The 15,517-nt window shown below is 71.4% G+C and carries 13 protein-coding genes and 1 pseudogene; 13 read left to right on the top strand and 1 reads right to left on the bottom strand.

The genetic code is table 11. The features are described from left to right. The first annotated feature begins 99 nt into the window (after nt 1-99). The 10 genes from Phou_RS20180 to Phou_RS20135 all read left to right on the top strand — a co-directional run bounded on the left by Phou_RS20180 (nt 100) and on the right by Phou_RS20135 (nt 11,638). Entirely contained in the window at nt 100-1,605 is a 1,506-nt protein-coding gene (locus Phou_RS20180; protein WP_173057446.1) for a sugar transferase, read from the top strand. Nucleotides 1,606-1,628: 23 nt separating this feature from the next. Further along, nucleotides 1,629-2,837: a sensor histidine kinase gene (locus Phou_RS20175; protein ID WP_173057445.1), complete on the top strand. Its 1,209-nt coding sequence runs from the start codon at nt 1,629-1,631 to the stop codon at nt 2,835-2,837. Further along, a complete protein-coding gene (locus Phou_RS20170; protein ID WP_173057444.1) occupies nt 2,834-3,589 on the top strand; it encodes a LytR/AlgR family response regulator transcription factor in 756 nt (251 codons plus the stop codon). Before Phou_RS20175 ends, Phou_RS20170 begins: the two co-directional genes overlap by 4 nt. Nucleotides 3,590-3,719: 130 nt before the next feature. After that, complete coding sequence (locus tag Phou_RS20165; protein ID WP_173058657.1) at nt 3,720-4,112, top strand: DUF485 domain-containing protein; 393 nt, start codon at nt 3,720-3,722, stop codon at nt 4,110-4,112. Continuing rightward, nucleotides 4,112-5,773, top strand: a complete 1,662-nt coding sequence (locus Phou_RS20160) for a sodium/solute symporter (protein WP_173057443.1) — start codon at nt 4,112-4,114, stop codon at nt 5,771-5,773. The genes Phou_RS20165 and Phou_RS20160 overlap by 1 nt, the downstream gene beginning before the upstream one ends. An 80-nt stretch (nt 5,774-5,853) precedes the next feature. After that, the gene (locus Phou_RS20155; RefSeq protein WP_173057442.1) at nt 5,854-6,540 is read left to right on the top strand and encodes a response regulator transcription factor; all 687 of its coding nucleotides are present in this window, start codon (nt 5,854-5,856) and stop codon (nt 6,538-6,540) included. Further along, nucleotides 6,537-7,568 (top strand): HAMP domain-containing sensor histidine kinase, encoded by a 1,032-nt coding sequence (locus Phou_RS20150; RefSeq protein ID WP_173057441.1) that lies wholly within the window; start codon nt 6,537-6,539, stop codon nt 7,566-7,568. The genes Phou_RS20155 and Phou_RS20150 overlap by 4 nt, the downstream gene beginning before the upstream one ends. 70 nt (nt 7,569-7,638) lie before the next feature. Then, complete coding sequence (locus Phou_RS20145) at nt 7,639-9,222, top strand: DUF4153 domain-containing protein (RefSeq protein ID WP_173057440.1); 1,584 nt, start codon at nt 7,639-7,641, stop codon at nt 9,220-9,222. 56 nt (nt 9,223-9,278) lie between these two features. Next, complete coding sequence (locus Phou_RS20140; protein WP_173058654.1) at nt 9,279-10,001, top strand: ABC transporter ATP-binding protein; 723 nt, start codon at nt 9,279-9,281, stop codon at nt 9,999-10,001. Between the two features lie 29 nt (nt 10,002-10,030). After that, the gene (locus Phou_RS20135; RefSeq protein WP_173058651.1) at nt 10,031-11,638 is read left to right on the top strand and encodes an ABC transporter permease; all 1,608 of its coding nucleotides are present in this window, start codon (nt 10,031-10,033) and stop codon (nt 11,636-11,638) included. On the opposite strand, the gene Phou_RS20130 is transcribed toward Phou_RS20135, so the two are convergent. Continuing rightward, a complete protein-coding gene (locus Phou_RS20130; RefSeq protein ID WP_173057439.1) occupies nt 11,639-12,607 on the bottom strand; it encodes a glutamate ABC transporter substrate-binding protein in 969 nt (322 codons plus the stop codon). Nucleotides 12,608-12,683: 76 nt separating this feature from the next. On the opposite strand from Phou_RS20130, the pseudogene Phou_RS20125 reads away from it, so the two are divergent. The 3 genes and pseudogenes from Phou_RS20125 to Phou_RS20115 all read left to right on the top strand — a co-directional run. Then, nucleotides 12,684-13,196, top strand: a pseudogene (locus Phou_RS20125) (flavin reductase family protein); the annotation flags it as partial. A gap of 162 nt (nt 13,197-13,358) precedes the next feature. Further along, nucleotides 13,359-13,712, top strand: coding sequence for a DUF485 domain-containing protein (locus tag Phou_RS20120; RefSeq protein WP_173057437.1), 354 nt, complete (start codon nt 13,359-13,361; stop codon nt 13,710-13,712). Beyond that, nucleotides 13,709-15,385, top strand: coding sequence for a monocarboxylic acid transporter (locus Phou_RS20115; protein ID WP_173057436.1), 1,677 nt, complete (start codon nt 13,709-13,711; stop codon nt 15,383-15,385). Before Phou_RS20120 ends, Phou_RS20115 begins: the two co-directional genes overlap by 4 nt. The last annotated feature ends 132 nt before the right edge of the window (nt 15,386-15,517 follow it).

Genomic DNA, 15,517 nt, shown 5'->3' with positions numbered 1-15,517 from the left:
CCTGACGGCACATGGGCGGCACGTGCAAAGCGGGAGGACGTAGGTGAGGTGACGACAAGCCTCCAACGCCCGGTAGCCAACACAGGCCGGAGCAAGACCGTGCGCCACGTCGACAGCTTCGAGATCCAGGCGCCGACGCCGCCATCACACAACGGTGTGCCGCGCTCGGCGTGGGCCCGCGCCCGACGACGCGCGTCCCGCTGGCACCGCCCGTACACGGCGGTGCTGCTCCTGCTCGACTACGGGGCGGCCGCCTTGGCCAGCCTCATCTCCATCAGTGCGTACGACCAGGCGGTCTCCGGCTTCCAGGACGCCGACGAGGCGTGGTTCAAGACCGTGGCGTACGTGCTGCTGCCGCTCGGTTGGCTGATCCTGCTCTGGGCCAACGGCACCTACGACCGCCGCTACCTCGGCCTCGGCACCGATGAGTTCAAACGAGTGATGCGTGCGTCGGTGACGGTCATGGCGAGCGTGTCCTTCCTCGCCTTCGCCACCAAGACCGACCTCTCCCGACTCACCGTGGCCACCGCGCTCGTCGGTGCCACCCTGCTCATCCTGATCGCCCGCTATTTCGCCCGTTTCGTCCTCCACCAGGTGCGCAAGCGAGCCGGCCACGCCGGCCACCGCATGCTGCTCATCGGCACGCTGCCAGAGACGCTGGAGGTCTACACCGCGGTCACCCGCAGCCCGTCCGCCGGCCTGGTGCCGGTCGCCATCCACATCACCGATGGGTACGCGGCGGCCCGCGGCATCGAGACTCCGGTGCCCGTGCACTCCGGTCGTGACGTGCTGACGCTGGTCCGCGAGGTGGGCGCCGACACGATCGCCGTCTGCGGTTCGGCCAGTGCCGAGCCGGGCGAGCTGCGCCGCCTGGCGTGGCAGCTCGAGGGCACCGGCATCGACCTTGTCGTGGCGCCGCAGCTCACCGACATCGCCGGCCCGCGCGTGCACATCCGGCCGATCGAGGGCCTGCCGCTGCTGCACGTCGAGGAGCCCACGCTCTCCGGCATCGGCTGGCTGGCGAAAAACCTGCTCGACCGCGTCGCCGCCGGGCTCGGCCTGCTGATCCTGATCCCCGTGTTCGTCGCGATCGCGATCGCGATCAAGCTCTCCGACCGCGGCCCGGTCTTCTTCCGGCAGCCGCGGGTGGGCCATGAGGGCCGGACGTTCCGGGTGTGGAAGTTCCGGACGATGTACGTCGACGCGGAAGACCGCCTCGCCTCGCTGGTCGACCAGAACGAGTCCGACGGCATGCTCTTCAAGATCAAGGAAGACCCGCGCGTCTTCCCCGTCGGCCGCTTCCTGCGCGGCAGTTCCCTGGACGAGCTCCCCCAGCTGATCAACGTGCTGTGGGGCGAGATGTCCCTCGTAGGCCCGCGCCCGCTCCCCGCCGACGACGGCGACTTCCTCGGCGACGTGCGGCGGCGCCTGCTGGTCCGGCCCGGCATCACCGGCCTGTGGCAGGTCTCCGGCCGCTCCGACCTGTCGTGGGACGAGGCGGTGCGCCTCGACCTGTACTACGTCGACAACTGGTCCCTGGCCTACGACCTGAGCATCCTCTGGCGCACGGTCGGCGTCGTGCTCGCCCGAAAGGGCGCTTACTAGATCCGGCCGCGCAGAATACAGCTGTGGGTTCGAACGTCTCCTCGGCTTTGGCCGTCGTCGCGCTGGTCAGCGCGTTGGCGGCAGCCGTCTGGGCGGTGGCCCGGCTACGCGCTCGACGCAGCATCGCCACCGCGACCCAGCGGGCGACCTACGACGTGCTGCACACCGCCGGCCTCGCCGCCGACCCGCTGCGCACCGGCCTCAGCCAGGCCAGCGCCGGTAAGGCGATCCGGCACCTGCGCGCGCTGGTCGGCGCGCCCGGGCTGGCGATCGTCGACGACGAGGCGGTGCTGGCGCTCGACGGGCGCGGCACGCACCACTCCGCACAGCTCATCGCGGCGTCCCGCAAGGCGCTCGACGCCGGCCGCTCCACCGTGCTCGGCCCGGACGAGGTCCCCTGCGACCGGGTGGACTGCCCGGTGCGCGGCGCCGTGGTGGCCCCGATGTCCGGTCCGGACGGCTCGGCGCCGGGAGCGCTCGTGGCCATCGCCGACGACCAGCCGGCACCCGGGCTCGTACAGGCGACGCTGGAGACCGCCCGCTGGGCCGGCGCGCAGCTCGCGCTCGCCGAGCTGGACTCCTCACGCGAGATGCTGGCGCGGGCCGAGGTGCGGGCACTGCGCGCCCAGATCAGCCCGCACTTCGTCTACAACGCGCTGTCCGCGATCGCCTCGTTCGTCCGGACCGACCCGGAGCGGGCGCGCGAGCTGATCCTGGAGTTCGCCGAGTTCACCCGGTACTCGTTCCGCTCGCACGGCGACTTCACGACGCTCGCCGAGGAACTGCGCTCGATCGACCGGTACCTGACCATCGAGCGGGCCCGCTTCGGTGACCGGCTCCAGGTGCGGCTGCAGATCGCGCCCGAGGTACTGCCGGTCGGCCTACCCTTCCTCTGCCTCCAGCCGCTGGTGGAGAACGCCGTGCGGCATGGCCTGTCGCGAAAGCCGGGCGTAGGTATGGTGAGCATCGAGGCCCGCGACGCCGGAGCCGAATGCCACATCACCGTCGAGGACGACGGCGTGGGCATGGACCCGGCGGTGCTGGTCGCCGGGGTCGCCGAGGCCGCCGACAGTCACGACTCCGGCCATGTTGGACTGTCCAACGTGGATGAGCGACTCCGCTCCGTCTTCGGAGACCAGTTCGGCTTGGTGGTGGAGACCGGGATCGGAGCGGGTACGAAGGTGAGCATGCGAGTCCCGAAGTTTCACCCAGCGGTCAGGACGAGCCCGTGAGCGCCTTCCTGCGCGTACTCGCCGTCGACGACGAGCCGCCCGCCCTCGACGAGCTCGCCTACCTGCTGCGCACCGACCCGCGCGTGGGCCGCCTGCACACCGCGTCCGACGCCACCGAGGCGCTGCGGGTGCTCCGCGACACCGACGTCGACGTGGTTTTTCTGGACATCCGCATGCCCGGCCTCGACGGCATGGAGCTGGCCCGCGTGCTGCGCCGCTTCGCCCGCCCGCCCGCGATCGTCTTCGTGACCGCCTACGACGACGCCGCAGTCGACGCCTTCGACCTCGGCGTCACCGACTACGTGCGCAAGCCGGTGCAGCCCGAGCGGATCGGCGAGTCGCTGCGCCGGGTGGTCAGCTCGCGCGTGGTGCCGGCCGGCTCGAGCGGCACCCCCCGCGCCGAGGAGGACCCGACGATCCCGGTCGAGCTGGCCGGGACCACGCGGATGCTGCCCCGCTCGGCGGTTCGATGGGTCGAAGCACAGGGCGACTACGCCCGCCTGCACACCGCCGACGGCTCGCACCTTGTCCGCGTGCCGCTGGCCACGCTCGCCGAGCGCTGGGCGGATGCCGGGTTTGTCCGCATCCACCGCTCGTACCTGGTGCAGCTGCGCCTCATCGCCGAGCTGCGCCTGACCGGCTCGGGCTATGTCGTGGTCGTCGACGACACCGAGCTGCCGGTCTCCCGCCGCCACACGCGCGAGCTGAAGGACAAGCTGGTGCGCGCCGCGAAACAGGACTGGAACCGCTAGAAGATCTGTTTATCCACAGGCGGGCTGGGTTATCCACAGCCTCCCTGGTTATCCACAGGTGGTCGTTTGTCCACAGGGTGCCCGCCGCCTGGCGCTTGACATCGGAGCGTGGTGGGTGAGACTGCCCGTCATGGAGCAGCCCACCACCGGCGCCGGCGCGCCGCAGCGGACCAGGATCGTGCTGGCCGAGGTGGTGCGCCGCCGCGACCACGACCGGGTCCGCGCGGAGCTCACCGAGCAGACGCAGGTCGGCGACGCGCTCGTGCGCGGCCTGGTGCGCGCCCAGCTCGCGCTCGCCCTGCGGATCTCGGTTGTGGTGGCCATCGGGCTCGGTGCGCTGCCGCTGCTCTTCGCCGTCGCGCCGACCACCAGCACCGTCAAGGTCATGGGGATAAGCCTGCCGTGGCTGCTGCTCGGCGTCGGCGCCTTCCCGTTCCTGGTCGCGGTCGGCTGGGCCTACGTGCACCTGGCCGAGCGCAACGAGCAGGACTTCACCGCCGTGGTCCGCCGGCCGGAACGCTGATGGGAAACCCGTACACCGTCCCCGCCATCGTCGCGGTCACGCTGGCCACCCTCGCGATCGGCTTCTACGGACTCAAGCTCGCCCGCACCACCTCCGACTTCCTTGTCGCCTCGCGCGTGGTCAGCCCCACCTGGAACGCGGCGGCCATCGGCGGCGAGTACCTGTCGGCCGCCTCTTTCCTCGGCGTCGCCGGCCTGATCCTCAAGTACGGCGTCGACGTCCTCTGGTACCCCGTGGGCTTCGCCGCCGGCTACCTCGCGCTCCTGCTCTTCGTCGCCGCCCCGCTGCGCCGCTCGGGAGCCTTCACGCTGCCCGACTTCTGCGAGGTACGGCTGCACTCGCGCGGCCTCCGCAAGCTGGCCACCGCGTTCGTGGTGTTCATCGGGTGGCTCTACCTCGTGCCGCAGCTGCAGGGCGCGGGGCTGACACTCACCACCGTCACCGGCGGCCCGTACGAGCTGGGCGCGCTCCTCGTCGGCGTCGTCGTCACCGCCAACGTGGCGCTGGGCGGCATGCGCGCGATCACGTTCGTGCAGGCGTTCCAGTACTGGCTGAAGCTCACCGCGCTCGCGGTACCCGTGATGTTTGTGGTTTTGCACTGGCAGGCGGACGGGCGGCCGCCGGTGACGCCGCCCGACGGCCTCACGTTTCCCGCCGCGACCACCGTCGTGATCGAGCATGACGCGACACTCACGCTTCACGACGGGTCCACAGAGGAGGTACGGGCCGGGGAGGAGCTCACGTTCCAAGCGGGAGACCCGGTGCCCCATGTGTCCGGTGTGGACACTGCGCGCAACCTGGATTGGCTGCTGCCGGGCAACGACGCCGGCGGGCTCTTCGGCACGTACAGCCTCATCCTGGCGACGTTTCTCGGCACTATGGGGCTGCCGCACGTTCTCGTGCGCTTCTACACCAACCCCAACGGCGCCGCGGCCCGCCGCACGACGCTGGTCGTCCTCGCGCTGGTGGGCCTTTTCTACTTCCTACCCACGCTGTACGGCGTGCTCGGCCGCGTCTACACACCGCAGCTGCTGATGACCGGCGACACGGACGCGGTGGTACTGCTGCTCCCGGTGGCGGTCCTCGGCTCCGGCCCGCTGGGGCAATTGCTGGCCGCGCTGGTGGCGGCGGGCGCGTTCGCCGCGTTCCTGTCGTCCAGCTCCGGCCTGCTGACCAGCGTCGCCGGCGTCATCTCCACCGACGTGCTCGCCCACGCCAGCGACCGCGGACCCGGCCAGCGCGGCTCGGTGCGCGACTTCCGGGTGGCCGCGCTCGTCGCCGGCGTCGTCCCGGTCGTGCTCGCGCTCAACGTGGCCAGCCTCGACGTGTCCCAGGTGGTCGGGCTGGCCTTCGCCGTGGCGGCGTCCAGCTTCTGCCCGCTGCTGGTGCTCGGCATCTGGTGGCGCCGCCTGACCGACCTTGGCGCCGCGGCCGGCATCCTGGTGGGCGGCGGCGCGGCCGTGGGTGCGGTCCTGATCACGATCCTCGGCCCGCCCCTGCACGGCTGGGCCGCGGCGCTGATCGCGCAGCCGGCGGCCTGGACGGTACCGCTCGCGTTCGCGGTGATGGTGGCCGTATCGTTGGCGACCCGCCGCCGCACACCACCGGACGTCGGCACGACGATGCTGCGCCTGCACGCGCCCGATTCGCTACGTCTGTGATCGATGCCTGACGAGGTTCTGCACAGGTTGTTCACAACTCGCGCCGGAGCTCTCCATGCACGGTGCATAGAGTGCCGGACATGAGTGAGCGTCGGGTTCTGGTGGTGGAGGACGAGCGTACGATCGCCGACTCCGTCGCGGCGCGGCTGCGGGCCGAAGGTTTCACCGTGCGGATCGCGGCCGACGGGCCGGGTGCCGTGGAGGCGGCCCGGCAGATGCGGCCCGACCTTGTCGTGCTCGACGTGATGCTGCCCGGCTTCGACGGCCTGGAGGTGTGCCGGCGAATCCAGGCCGAGCGGCCCGTACCGGTGCTGATGCTGACCGCGCGCGACGACGAGACCGACCTTCTCGTCGGGCTCGCGGTGGGTGCGGACGACTACCTGACCAAGCCCTTCTCCATGCGCGAGCTGTCGGCGCGGGTGCACGCGCTGCTGCGCCGCTTCGAGCGGGCGGCCACCGCGGCACGGGAAGACGCGCCCACGATCCGGCTGGGCGACCTAGAGATCAACCAGGCCGAGCGGCGGGTCCGGCGGGGCGACGTCGAGGCCCATCTCACGCCGACCGAGTTCGACCTGCTGGTGCACCTCGCCGGCCGGCCGCGCACGGTGCTGCCCCGCGCGCAGCTCCTCGCCGACGTGTGGGGGTGGGCGGCGGCCGGCGGGACCCGTACCGTCGACAGCCACGTCAAAGCGTTGCGCCGCAAGCTCGGCGGCGACCTCATCCGCACGGTCCACGGGGTCGGATACGCACTGGAGGTTGCACCGTGAGCGCCCTTCTCGACCTGCTCCCCCGGCCGCTGGACCCGGTGCGTTCGATCAAGCTCAAGCTGGGCATCCTGCTGGTCGCCTCCGGTTTTGCCGGGCTTGTGGTCTTTCGCCTGGGGATCGGGTGGATCGCTTACCGCACGTCGTTCACCGCGATCGCCGTCGCGCTGGTGACCTCGCAGATCCTGGCCCACGGCATGACCTCGCCGCTGCGCGAGATGACCGCCGCGGCACGGTCGATGGCGCGCGGTGACTACACGCGGCGGGTGCGGGCCACCTCCCGCGACGAGGTGGGCGAGCTGGCGCGGGCGTTCAACCAGATGGCCGCCGACCTCGCGGCCGCCGACCGGCAGCGCCGGGAGCTGATCGCGAACGTCTCGCACGAGCTGCGTACCCCCATCACCGCGCTGCAGGGCCTGCTGGAAAACCTCGTCGACGGCGTCGCGCAGCCCAACCCCGCCGCCCTGCGCACGGCGCTGGCCCAGTCCGAGCGGCTCGGCCGGCTCGTCACCGAGCTGCTCGACCTCTCCCGGCTGGACGCCGGCGTGGTGCCGCTCGACCGGGTCGACCTCGAGATCGGCGAGTTTCTGGACGAGGTGGTCCGGGAGGCCGCGGTGACCGCGGCCGGCGCGGGACGCCAGGTCGATTTTCAGGTACAGGTGCCAGACGCGGCCGGCATCGTGCAGGCCGATCCCGACCGGCTGAGGCAGGTCTTCGCCAACCTGCTCGACAACGCCGCCCGCCACAGTCCGCCCGGAGGCACCGTGCTCGTGACCGCCCGGCCGGCGGCCGACCACTGCCGTTTCGAGGTGCTCGACCAGGGCGACGGCATACCGCGGGACCAGCGGGCCCGGGTGTTCGAGCGGTTCACCCGCGGCGAGCGGGCCGGCACCGACGGCGGCACCGGACTCGGACTGGCCATCGCGCGGTGGGTCGTCGAGCTGCACGGCGGCACGATCGCCGCGATCGACCCGCCGTCCGAGGCGAAGAGCGGCTGCCGCATCAGAGTCACCATTCCCACACCCGCGTGACATTCCGCCGATTCAGCCCTTGCGTGCCGCGCAAGGGCGGGTGGACCCTGCCCAATAACAAGGAGGAGCGATGGCGATACAGAGCGCACCCCCAATGCGCCCCTTCGTCCCGGTCTATGGGCCGCGTCCGCCCACCGCGCTCGAACACCGCTGGCCAGGTCCATCCAGACCGGCCGACGCGGTCGCCCTCGGCGCCACGGGGATGGCCGGTCTGGTGGCCGCCGCCAGCGTGCCACTGGACCGGCCGGGCGTCGGGTGGGCGGTGGCCGGGCTGGCCGGCGCCGCCGCGCTGACCGCGCTGTCGCTGCGCGGCTGGGCACAGCCCACCGCGATCGGCCGGGGTCCGGCTGTGCCACCGATGACCCATTCCGGCGCTATCAGACCACTGTGGACGGTCGCGACAGTGCTGCTGCTCAGCGTCGGCACCGTGCGCGCCGCGGGCTGGCTCTTCGTGCTCTGCGTGCTCACCGCCGCCGTGACCGCCTCGCTCTCGGTGACCGCCGGCCGCAGCCTGCCCGCGCTTGTCGTCACGTCGGTGGCCGTGCCCGTGGCGGCACTGCGCGGCCTGCCCTGGGTCGCCCGGGGCGCCGCGCTCGCCGCCCGCAGATGGCGTGGCGGCCCGTCCGCCCGGGTGGGCGCCACCGTCGGGGTTTCGCTGCTGCTCGTCCTCGTGTTCGGCGGGCTCTTCGCCTCGGCCGACGCGGCCTTCGCCGAGCTTGCCGGCCGCGTGATCCCCGAGATCAACACGTCCTCGCTGGCCCGCTGGCTCTACGTCTTCGTGTTCGCCACCCTCGGCCTGCTCGGCGGTGCATACCTGCTCGCCGCCCCGCCCCGCCTCGCCGGCCTGGAGCGGCCGGCGAAGGTGCGCCTGCGCCGCCTGGAGTGGGCCCTGCCGCTTGTCGCGCTCAACGCCATCTTCATCGCCTTCGTGGCGGTGCAGCTCACCGTGCTCTTCGGCGGCGCGGGACACGTGCTGCGCACCGCGGGCCTGACCTACGCCGAGTATGCGCGGCGCGGTTTCTGGCAGCTCCTCGTCGTCACCGCGCTCACGCTCGGCGTGCTGGCGCTCGCCGCCCGTTGGGCGCCGCGCGCCACGCCTCGCGACCGGCTGCTCATCCGGGTCCTGCTCGGCAGCCTCGCCGCGCTGTGCCTGGTGATCGTGGCGTCCGCGCTCTTCCGGATGCACACGTACGAGGAGGCGTATGGCTTTACCCGGCTCCGCGTGCTGGTCAGCGCCTGCGAGCTGTGGCTCGGCTCGGTCCTCGTGATGGTGCTGGCCGCCGGCGTCAGGATGCGCGCGAGCTGGCTGCCGCAGGCCGCGATCGGCAGCGGTGTGGCGGCGCTGATCGGGCTCGCCATGCTCAACCCGGACCACTTCATCGCCGACCGCAACGTGGCCCGCTACCAGGACACCGGCCGCATCGACGTGGCCTACCTGTCCGGGCTCTCCGCCGACGCCGTGCCCGCGCTCGACCGCCTCCCGGCGCCACTGCGCGCCTGCGCGCTCGGCGACGTCGCCCGCGACCTGGCCGAGGAGCACGACTGGCGCAGTTGGAACATCGGAGCCGACCGGGCCAGGCACGCTCTCGGCGGGCAGGCCACGGCATCGCTCACGTGGTCGGAGACTTGCGGACCGAGGCGCATTACCTGGTAACGGCTACCGTCAGACGGGTGACGACTGTTGAACATGCCGCGCTGGCGGTCCGGGGGATGGTCAAGCGGTTCGATGCGAAGGTGGCAGTCGCCGGCGTCGACCTCGACGTGCCGGCCGGCTCGTTCTACGGTCTGCTCGGGCCTAACGGCGCCGGAAAGACCACGACACTTTCGATGTCCGTGGGGCTGCTGCGGCCGGACGCCGGCACGGCGTGGGTGCTCGGTCATGACGTGTGGACCGATCCGGTGCGGGCCAAGGCGCTGCTCGGCGTGCTCCCTGACGGCGTGCGGCTCTTCGACCGGCTGAGCGGTGCGGAGCTCCTCGCGTACCACGGGCTGCTGCGCGGCATGGACCCCACGGTCGTCGACCAGCGGGCGCGGGAGCTGCTCGACGTGCTCGCGCTGGCCGACGCCGGCCGCACGCTGGTCGTCGACTACTCGGCCGGCATGAAGAAGAAGATCGGTCTGGCCTGCGCGCTGCTGCACGCGCCGCGCTTGCTCGTGCTCGACGAGCCGTTCGAGGCGGTCGACCCGGTCTCCGCCGCGCTGATCCGCGACATTCTCCACCGGTACGTGTCGGGCGGCGGCACGGTCATCTTCTCCAGCCACGTGATGGAGGTCGTGGAGCGCCTCTGCACCCACGTCGCGATCATGGCGGAGGGTGCCATCAAGCGGGTCGGGACCCTCGAAGAGGTACGCGGCGACCGTTCGCTGGAGGACGTGTTCGTCGAGGTGGTCGGCGGACGTACGGCGACCGGCGAGGAGCTGGCGTGGCTGTGACCCCGCGGCAGCCGTCGGTCGCGCTCTTCATGCGCCTCAAGCTGCGCGTGATGGCCAACAACATGCGCGGCAAGGCGTGGCGCATCGTGCTTTTCCTGCTCGGCGTCGTGTTCGGGCTGTGGTGGTCGGTCACCGGCCTCCTCCTGCTCGCCGGGCCGGGCTTCACCGGCAGCCTCGAGGCGGCGCCCCTGGCCGCGGCGCTCGGCGGCTCGGTGTTCGTGGTCGGCTGGGTGCTGCTGCCGCTGGTCCTCTTCGGCGTCGACGAGACACTCGACCCCGCAAGGTTCGCGCTGCTGCCGGTGCGCCGCCGCACGCTCGTCACCGGCCTGCTGGCCGCCGCGATGATCGGCATACCGGCATTTGCCACGGTGGTGGCGACGAGCGGCCTGGTGATCACGGCCGGCATGCTGGGCGGATGGGGTGCGGCGGCTACGCAGCTCGTCGGCACCGTCGCCGGACTCGTCCTCTGCGTCGCGGCGAGCCGGGCGGTGACGAGCGCGTTCGCCACCATGCTGCGGTCGCGACGGGTGCGCGACCTGGCCGCGATCCTGCTCGCCTGCCTGGCCGCGCTGATCGGCCCGGTGCAGATCGGCGTAATGGCGCTGGCCGAAAACGCGGACTGGGAACGGCTGGTCGGTCCTGCTCGCGTGCTCGGCTGGACCCCGCTCGCCGCGCCGTACACGATGGGCATCGACGTCGTGGAGGGGCGGGCGTGGGCGGTACCCCTGAAGCTCCTCATCACCGCCGCGGCGGTCGCGCTGCTGTTGCGGTGGTGGTCGCGGACGCTGGAGTCCGCCATGCTCGGCGCGGAGAGCGCCGGGCCGGCAAAGGTCGCCGTGCCCGCCGGCACATCGGCCGTCGCGCAGCTCTTCCCGCGGAGCATGCCGTGGCTGCCCCGCAACAGGTACGGCGCGCTCGTCGCCCGCGAGGCCCGCTACTGGTGGCGGGACGCGCGGCGGCGGGCCGGCCTGATCACGTTCGCGGTGATCGGTGTGGTCATGCCCGTGATGATCAACGTCGGATCCGGCGGCCTCTCCGGTGCCGCCTCGCCGGTCGTGATCAGCCTGACCATGCTCTTCGTCGGCGTGCTGGCCGCGGCGACGCTCGCCAACCAGTTCGGCTACGACGGCAGCGCCTACGCGGCGAACGTCGTGGCCGGCGTGCCGGGGGCGGTGGAGCTGCGGGCGCGGCTGATGGCGTTCAGCACGTACATCGGGCCGCTGCTGATCGTGATCGCCGCGGTGGTGGCCGCGTTCCTGCGCGAGCCGTCCTGGATCGGCGTGATGATCGGCTCGCTCGGCGCCGCGTACGGCTCGGGCCTGGCGGTCAACCTGCTGCTGTCGCTGCACGGCGCGTACGCGCTGCCCGAAACGTCCAACCCGTTTGCCATCAACACCGGCTCGGGTGTGGCGAAGAGCCTGCTCGGCATCGTCGGCCTGATCGGCGCCAGCGCGGTGGCGATCCCGGTCGTGGTGGCCACCGCGCTCGCCGGCGACGCGCCGGTTTGGCTGTGGCTGGCCGCGCCGGCCGGTGTGGCGTACGGCGCGGGTGCGGCCTGGCTGGGCACCTACATGGTCGGCGACATGCTCGACCGCCAGATGCCCGAGCTTCTCCAGGCGGTGACGCCGGAGCGGTGATCAGTCGCGGTACTCGGCGGCTGGCGGAGTGGGCACCTCGCCGAGCGGCGTGAGCCACTTGCGGTAGATCGCCGCGAGCGAGCCGTCGGAGCGCATGCGGGCGAGCACACCGTTCACGAAGCGGACTAGGTCCACAGTGGACTGCGACATCATGATGCCGTACGGCTCGGTACGGATCGCCGGACCGACGACGCGCGTGGTGGGATCCTGCGCGACGAAGCCGGCAAGCTGCGCGTCGTCGTTGGAGACGGCATCGACCTGGCCCTGCTGGAGCAGCACAAGGCAGTCGAGCACCTCGACGGCGGAGACGGGTACCGGCCCGGACGGTGCGGCGGCGATGTTGGCGAGGTCGGAGCTGCCCGCCGCGGCGCACACCTTCTTGCCGCCGAGGTCCTGGATGCCCCGCACCTTCGAGTCGCTCCGCACGAGCACGCGCTGCTGCGCCTCGTAATAAGAGGTGGAGAACGCGACGTCGCGCCAGCGCTCGCAGTTCATCGAGGTGGTCCTGATGATCATGTCGACCTCACGCGCCTTGATCGCCGGAATGCGCTCGGCGGCGGCCATCGACCGGAACCGGATCTTGTTGGGGTCGCCGAAGAGCGCCCGGGAGACCTGCCGCGCGATGTCGATGTCGACGCCGACGATCTCGCCCGACTCCGGATCGCGGTACCCGAAGAGGTAGGTGGTCTGGCTGACGCCGATGACCAGGTGGCCGCGGGCCGCGATCCGCGCCATCGTCGAGCCGGCCGGCATCGCGCCCGGTGCCGGAAGCCCGCCGCGCGGCCGGTAGCTGGCCCGCGGCTCGCACCCACCCTCCTCGGGCGAGCTCTTCGGTGCCGGCGCGGGATCTTCGACACCCACCGGCCGGGGCGGGGGCAGCTTTTCGCCGACCGGCAGCGCCGCCTGCTCCGAGCCGCAGCCCGCGAGAAGCGCCGCCACCAGCAGTAGTCCCCCGATCCTCGCCTTCATGGCCGGCAAGGTAGGAGGACGGGGTTGACGGGAGCCGTAACGGCGCATGAACGAAGATTGGCGAGTGAGCTTTCCCGAGCCCGGGGCGCAGATCCACGGCACCGACCCCTTCGCGACGCCCGGTGCGGCCCGCTCACCCGTACGCCAGGTGCGTGGCCGCCTCGCCTCGACCGTGACGCTGTGGACGGCGCCCGGCCCCGCCGGCCTCACCGTCTCGTCCACCGTAGTCGCCGGCGGCGAGCCCGGCCGGCTGCTCGGCATCGTGGACGACGAGTCCGACCTGTGGGCAGCGGCCAACAGCGCGGGGCGGTTCGCGGTCACGCCGCTGTCCGCCGCGCACAAGCAGCTCGCGGACCGCTTCGCCGGCATCCTGCCCGCGCCCGGTGGGCTGTTCCGGGGAGACGACTGGACCGACACGGAGTACGGACCGGTCCCCGCCGATGTGGGCACCTGGGTGGGGTGCCGGCTTGACGGGGCGCGGCAGTTCGGCTGGGGGCTGCTGGTGGAGGCGACCATCGAGGCGGTCGAGGTCGGGCCCGACGCGTCCCCCTTGATCCACTTCCGGGGGCGGTACCGGGAGCTGCGCTGACGCCCAACCGGTAAGCGGCGTGATCCACGTCACTCGGCGCAGGCAGACAACCGTTCGGCGCAATCGAAGGCCGTGATCGCGATCACGGGTTCCGTCGTCCGTACCGCCCTTCTTACGGTCCTGCCGACACCCGCCTACGCCTTTGAAGGTGGTGAACTTCGCATGACGACGGATACTCCCGCCCCTGCCGCCTCGGCGGCCGGCGAGCAGTACCTCGCCGTACAGCGTTCGGAGGACTTCACGAGGCTGCGCAAGACACTGCGCGGCTTCATCTTTCCGATGACCGTGGCGTTCTTTCTCTGGTACGCGCTCTACGTGATCCTGTCCGCCTACGCCCGCGGCTTCATGGACACGAAGGTCGTCGGCCACATCAACGTGGCGCTCGTCTTCGGCCTGCTCCAGTTCGTGTCCACGTTCGTGATCGCGTGGCTGTACTCGCGGTTCGCGGCCCGCCAGGTCGACCCGCTGGCGGACAAGATCGCGCACGAGATCTCCGAGAAGGGAGACGCCGCGTGAACCCCTCCTTCCTCGCGGCCGAGGCGGGCGACAACACCGCCCGTACCCTGACCATCACGCTGTTCCTGATCTTCGTTGCCATCACCCTGGCGATCACCGTCTGGGCGAGCCGCCAGACCAAGACGGCGACCGACTTCTACGCCGGCGGACGGTCGTTCTCCGGCTTCCAGAACGGCATGGCGATCGGCGGCGACTACATGTCCGCCGCGTCGTTCCTCGGCATCGCCGGCCTCATCGCGCTGTACGGCTACGACGGCTTCCTGTACTCGATCGGCTTCCTGGTGGCGTGGCTCGTCGCGCTGCTGCTGGTCGCCGAACTGCTACGCAACTCGGGCAAGTACACGATGGCCGACGTGCTCGCGTTCCGGATGCGCCAGCGCCCGGTGCGTACGGCGGCCGCCGTCTCCACGATCACCGTGTCGATCTTCTACCTGATCGCCCAGATGGTGGGCGCGGGTGCGCTGGTCGCGCTGCTGCTGGGCATCCGTCCCGGCACGACGTTCCTCGGCATGGACGCCGACGCCGCCAAGATCGCCACAATCATCATGGTCGGCGCCCTGATGATCGTCTACGTCACGGTGGGCGGCATGAAGGGCACCACGTACGTACAGATCGTCAAGGCGTTCCTGCTCATGGGTGGCGCCGCGCTGATGACCGTGCTGGTGCTGGCGAAGTTCAACTTCAACCTCTCGTCGCTGCTCGGCGCCGCCGCGGACTCCTCCGGCAAGGGTGAGGCGTTCCTCGAGCCGGGCCTGCGGTACGGCGTGGAGGTGGCCGACAACGCCAAGCAGACCTTCTACAACAAGGTCGACCTCTTCTCGCTGGGCATCGCGCTGGTGCTGGGCACCGCCGGCCTGCCGCACATCCTGATCCGCTTCTACACCGTGCCGACGGCGCGGGCGGCTCGCAAGAGCGTGCTGTGGGCGATCGGCATCATCGGTACCTTCTACCTCTTCACCCTCGCCCTCGGCTTCGGCGCAGCCGCGCTGGTCGGTGGCGCGGCGATCCGGGAGCAGGACGCGGCGGGCAACACCGCGGCGCCACAGCTCGCCGAGGCGCTCGGCGTCGACTTCCTCGGCGGCGACACGGGTGGTGCGGTACTGCTCGCGGTCATCGCGGCGGTGGCCTTCGCGACGATCCTGGCGGTGGTGGCCGGCCTGACACTGGCGTCGTCGTCGAGCCTCGCGCACGACTTCTACGCCAACGTGATCAAGAGGGGCCAGACGTCGGAGAAGCAAGAGGTGAACGTCGCCCGCATCTCCGCGTTCGGCATCGGCGCGATCTCGATCGTGCTGGCTCTCTTCGCCCAGAGCCTGAACGTGGCCTTCCTGGTCGCGCTCGCGTTCGCCGTCGCCGCGTCGGGCAACCTGCCGGCGATCCTGTACAGCCTCTTCTGGAAGCGGTTCAACACCTCGGGCGCGACCTGGGCCATCTACGGTGGCCTGCTCGCCGCGGTCGTCCTCGTGTTCTTCTCGCCGGTCGTGTCGGGGGCACCCACCTCGATGTTCAAGAACGCCGACTGGCAGTGGTTCCCGTTGAACAACCCGGGCATCATCTCGATCCCGTTCGGCTTCCTCTGCGGCTGGATCGGCACGATCATCTCCAAGGAGACCGACGAGCAGAAGTACGCCGAGTTGGAGGTGCGCTCCCTCACCGGTGCGGGCGCGCACTGACCGACCCGGCACACCCCACGGACCCGCGCGGCCTGCCCACAGCCGCGCGGGTCCGTCCCGTCTTGCCCGGTCCGTACCCGGTTCGAGCGGGCCTCCAGGTTCTCGCTGGCCATGGCGGGGTACGTAGGGACA

It is taken from the genome of Phytohabitans houttuyneae, from assembly GCF_011764425.1.
In the GTDB taxonomy this organism is placed as follows: Bacteria; Actinomycetota; Actinomycetes; order Mycobacteriales; family Micromonosporaceae; genus Phytohabitans; species Phytohabitans houttuyneae.
The sequence above is the reverse complement of the archived record's forward strand: the minus strand, read 5'-3'. Positions and strand labels throughout refer to the sequence as shown.

Excerpts from the sequence above, each read along its gene's own strand:
- Phou_RS20165 (WP_173058657.1), top strand. The coding sequence starts at position 3,720 with ATGGAGCAGCCCACCACCGGCGCCGGCGCGCCGCAGCGGACCAGGATC.
- Phou_RS20155 (WP_173057442.1), top strand. The coding sequence starts at position 5,854 with ATGAGTGAGCGTCGGGTTCTGGTGGTGGAGGACGAGCGTACGATCGCC.
- Phou_RS20145 (WP_173057440.1), top strand. The coding sequence starts at position 7,639 with ATGGCGATACAGAGCGCACCCCCAATGCGCCCCTTCGTCCCGGTCTAT.
- Phou_RS20160 (WP_173057443.1), top strand. The coding sequence starts at position 4,112 with ATGGGAAACCCGTACACCGTCCCCGCCATCGTCGCGGTCACGCTGGCC.
- Phou_RS20120 (WP_173057437.1), top strand. The coding sequence starts at position 13,359 with ATGACGACGGATACTCCCGCCCCTGCCGCCTCGGCGGCCGGCGAGCAG.
- Phou_RS20135 (WP_173058651.1), top strand. The coding sequence starts at position 10,031 with ATGCGCCTCAAGCTGCGCGTGATGGCCAACAACATGCGCGGCAAGGCG.
- Phou_RS20140 (WP_173058654.1), top strand. The coding sequence starts at position 9,279 with ATGGTCAAGCGGTTCGATGCGAAGGTGGCAGTCGCCGGCGTCGACCTC.
- Phou_RS20130 (WP_173057439.1), bottom strand. The coding sequence starts at position 12,607 with ATGAAGGCGAGGATCGGGGGACTACTGCTGGTGGCGGCGCTTCTCGCG.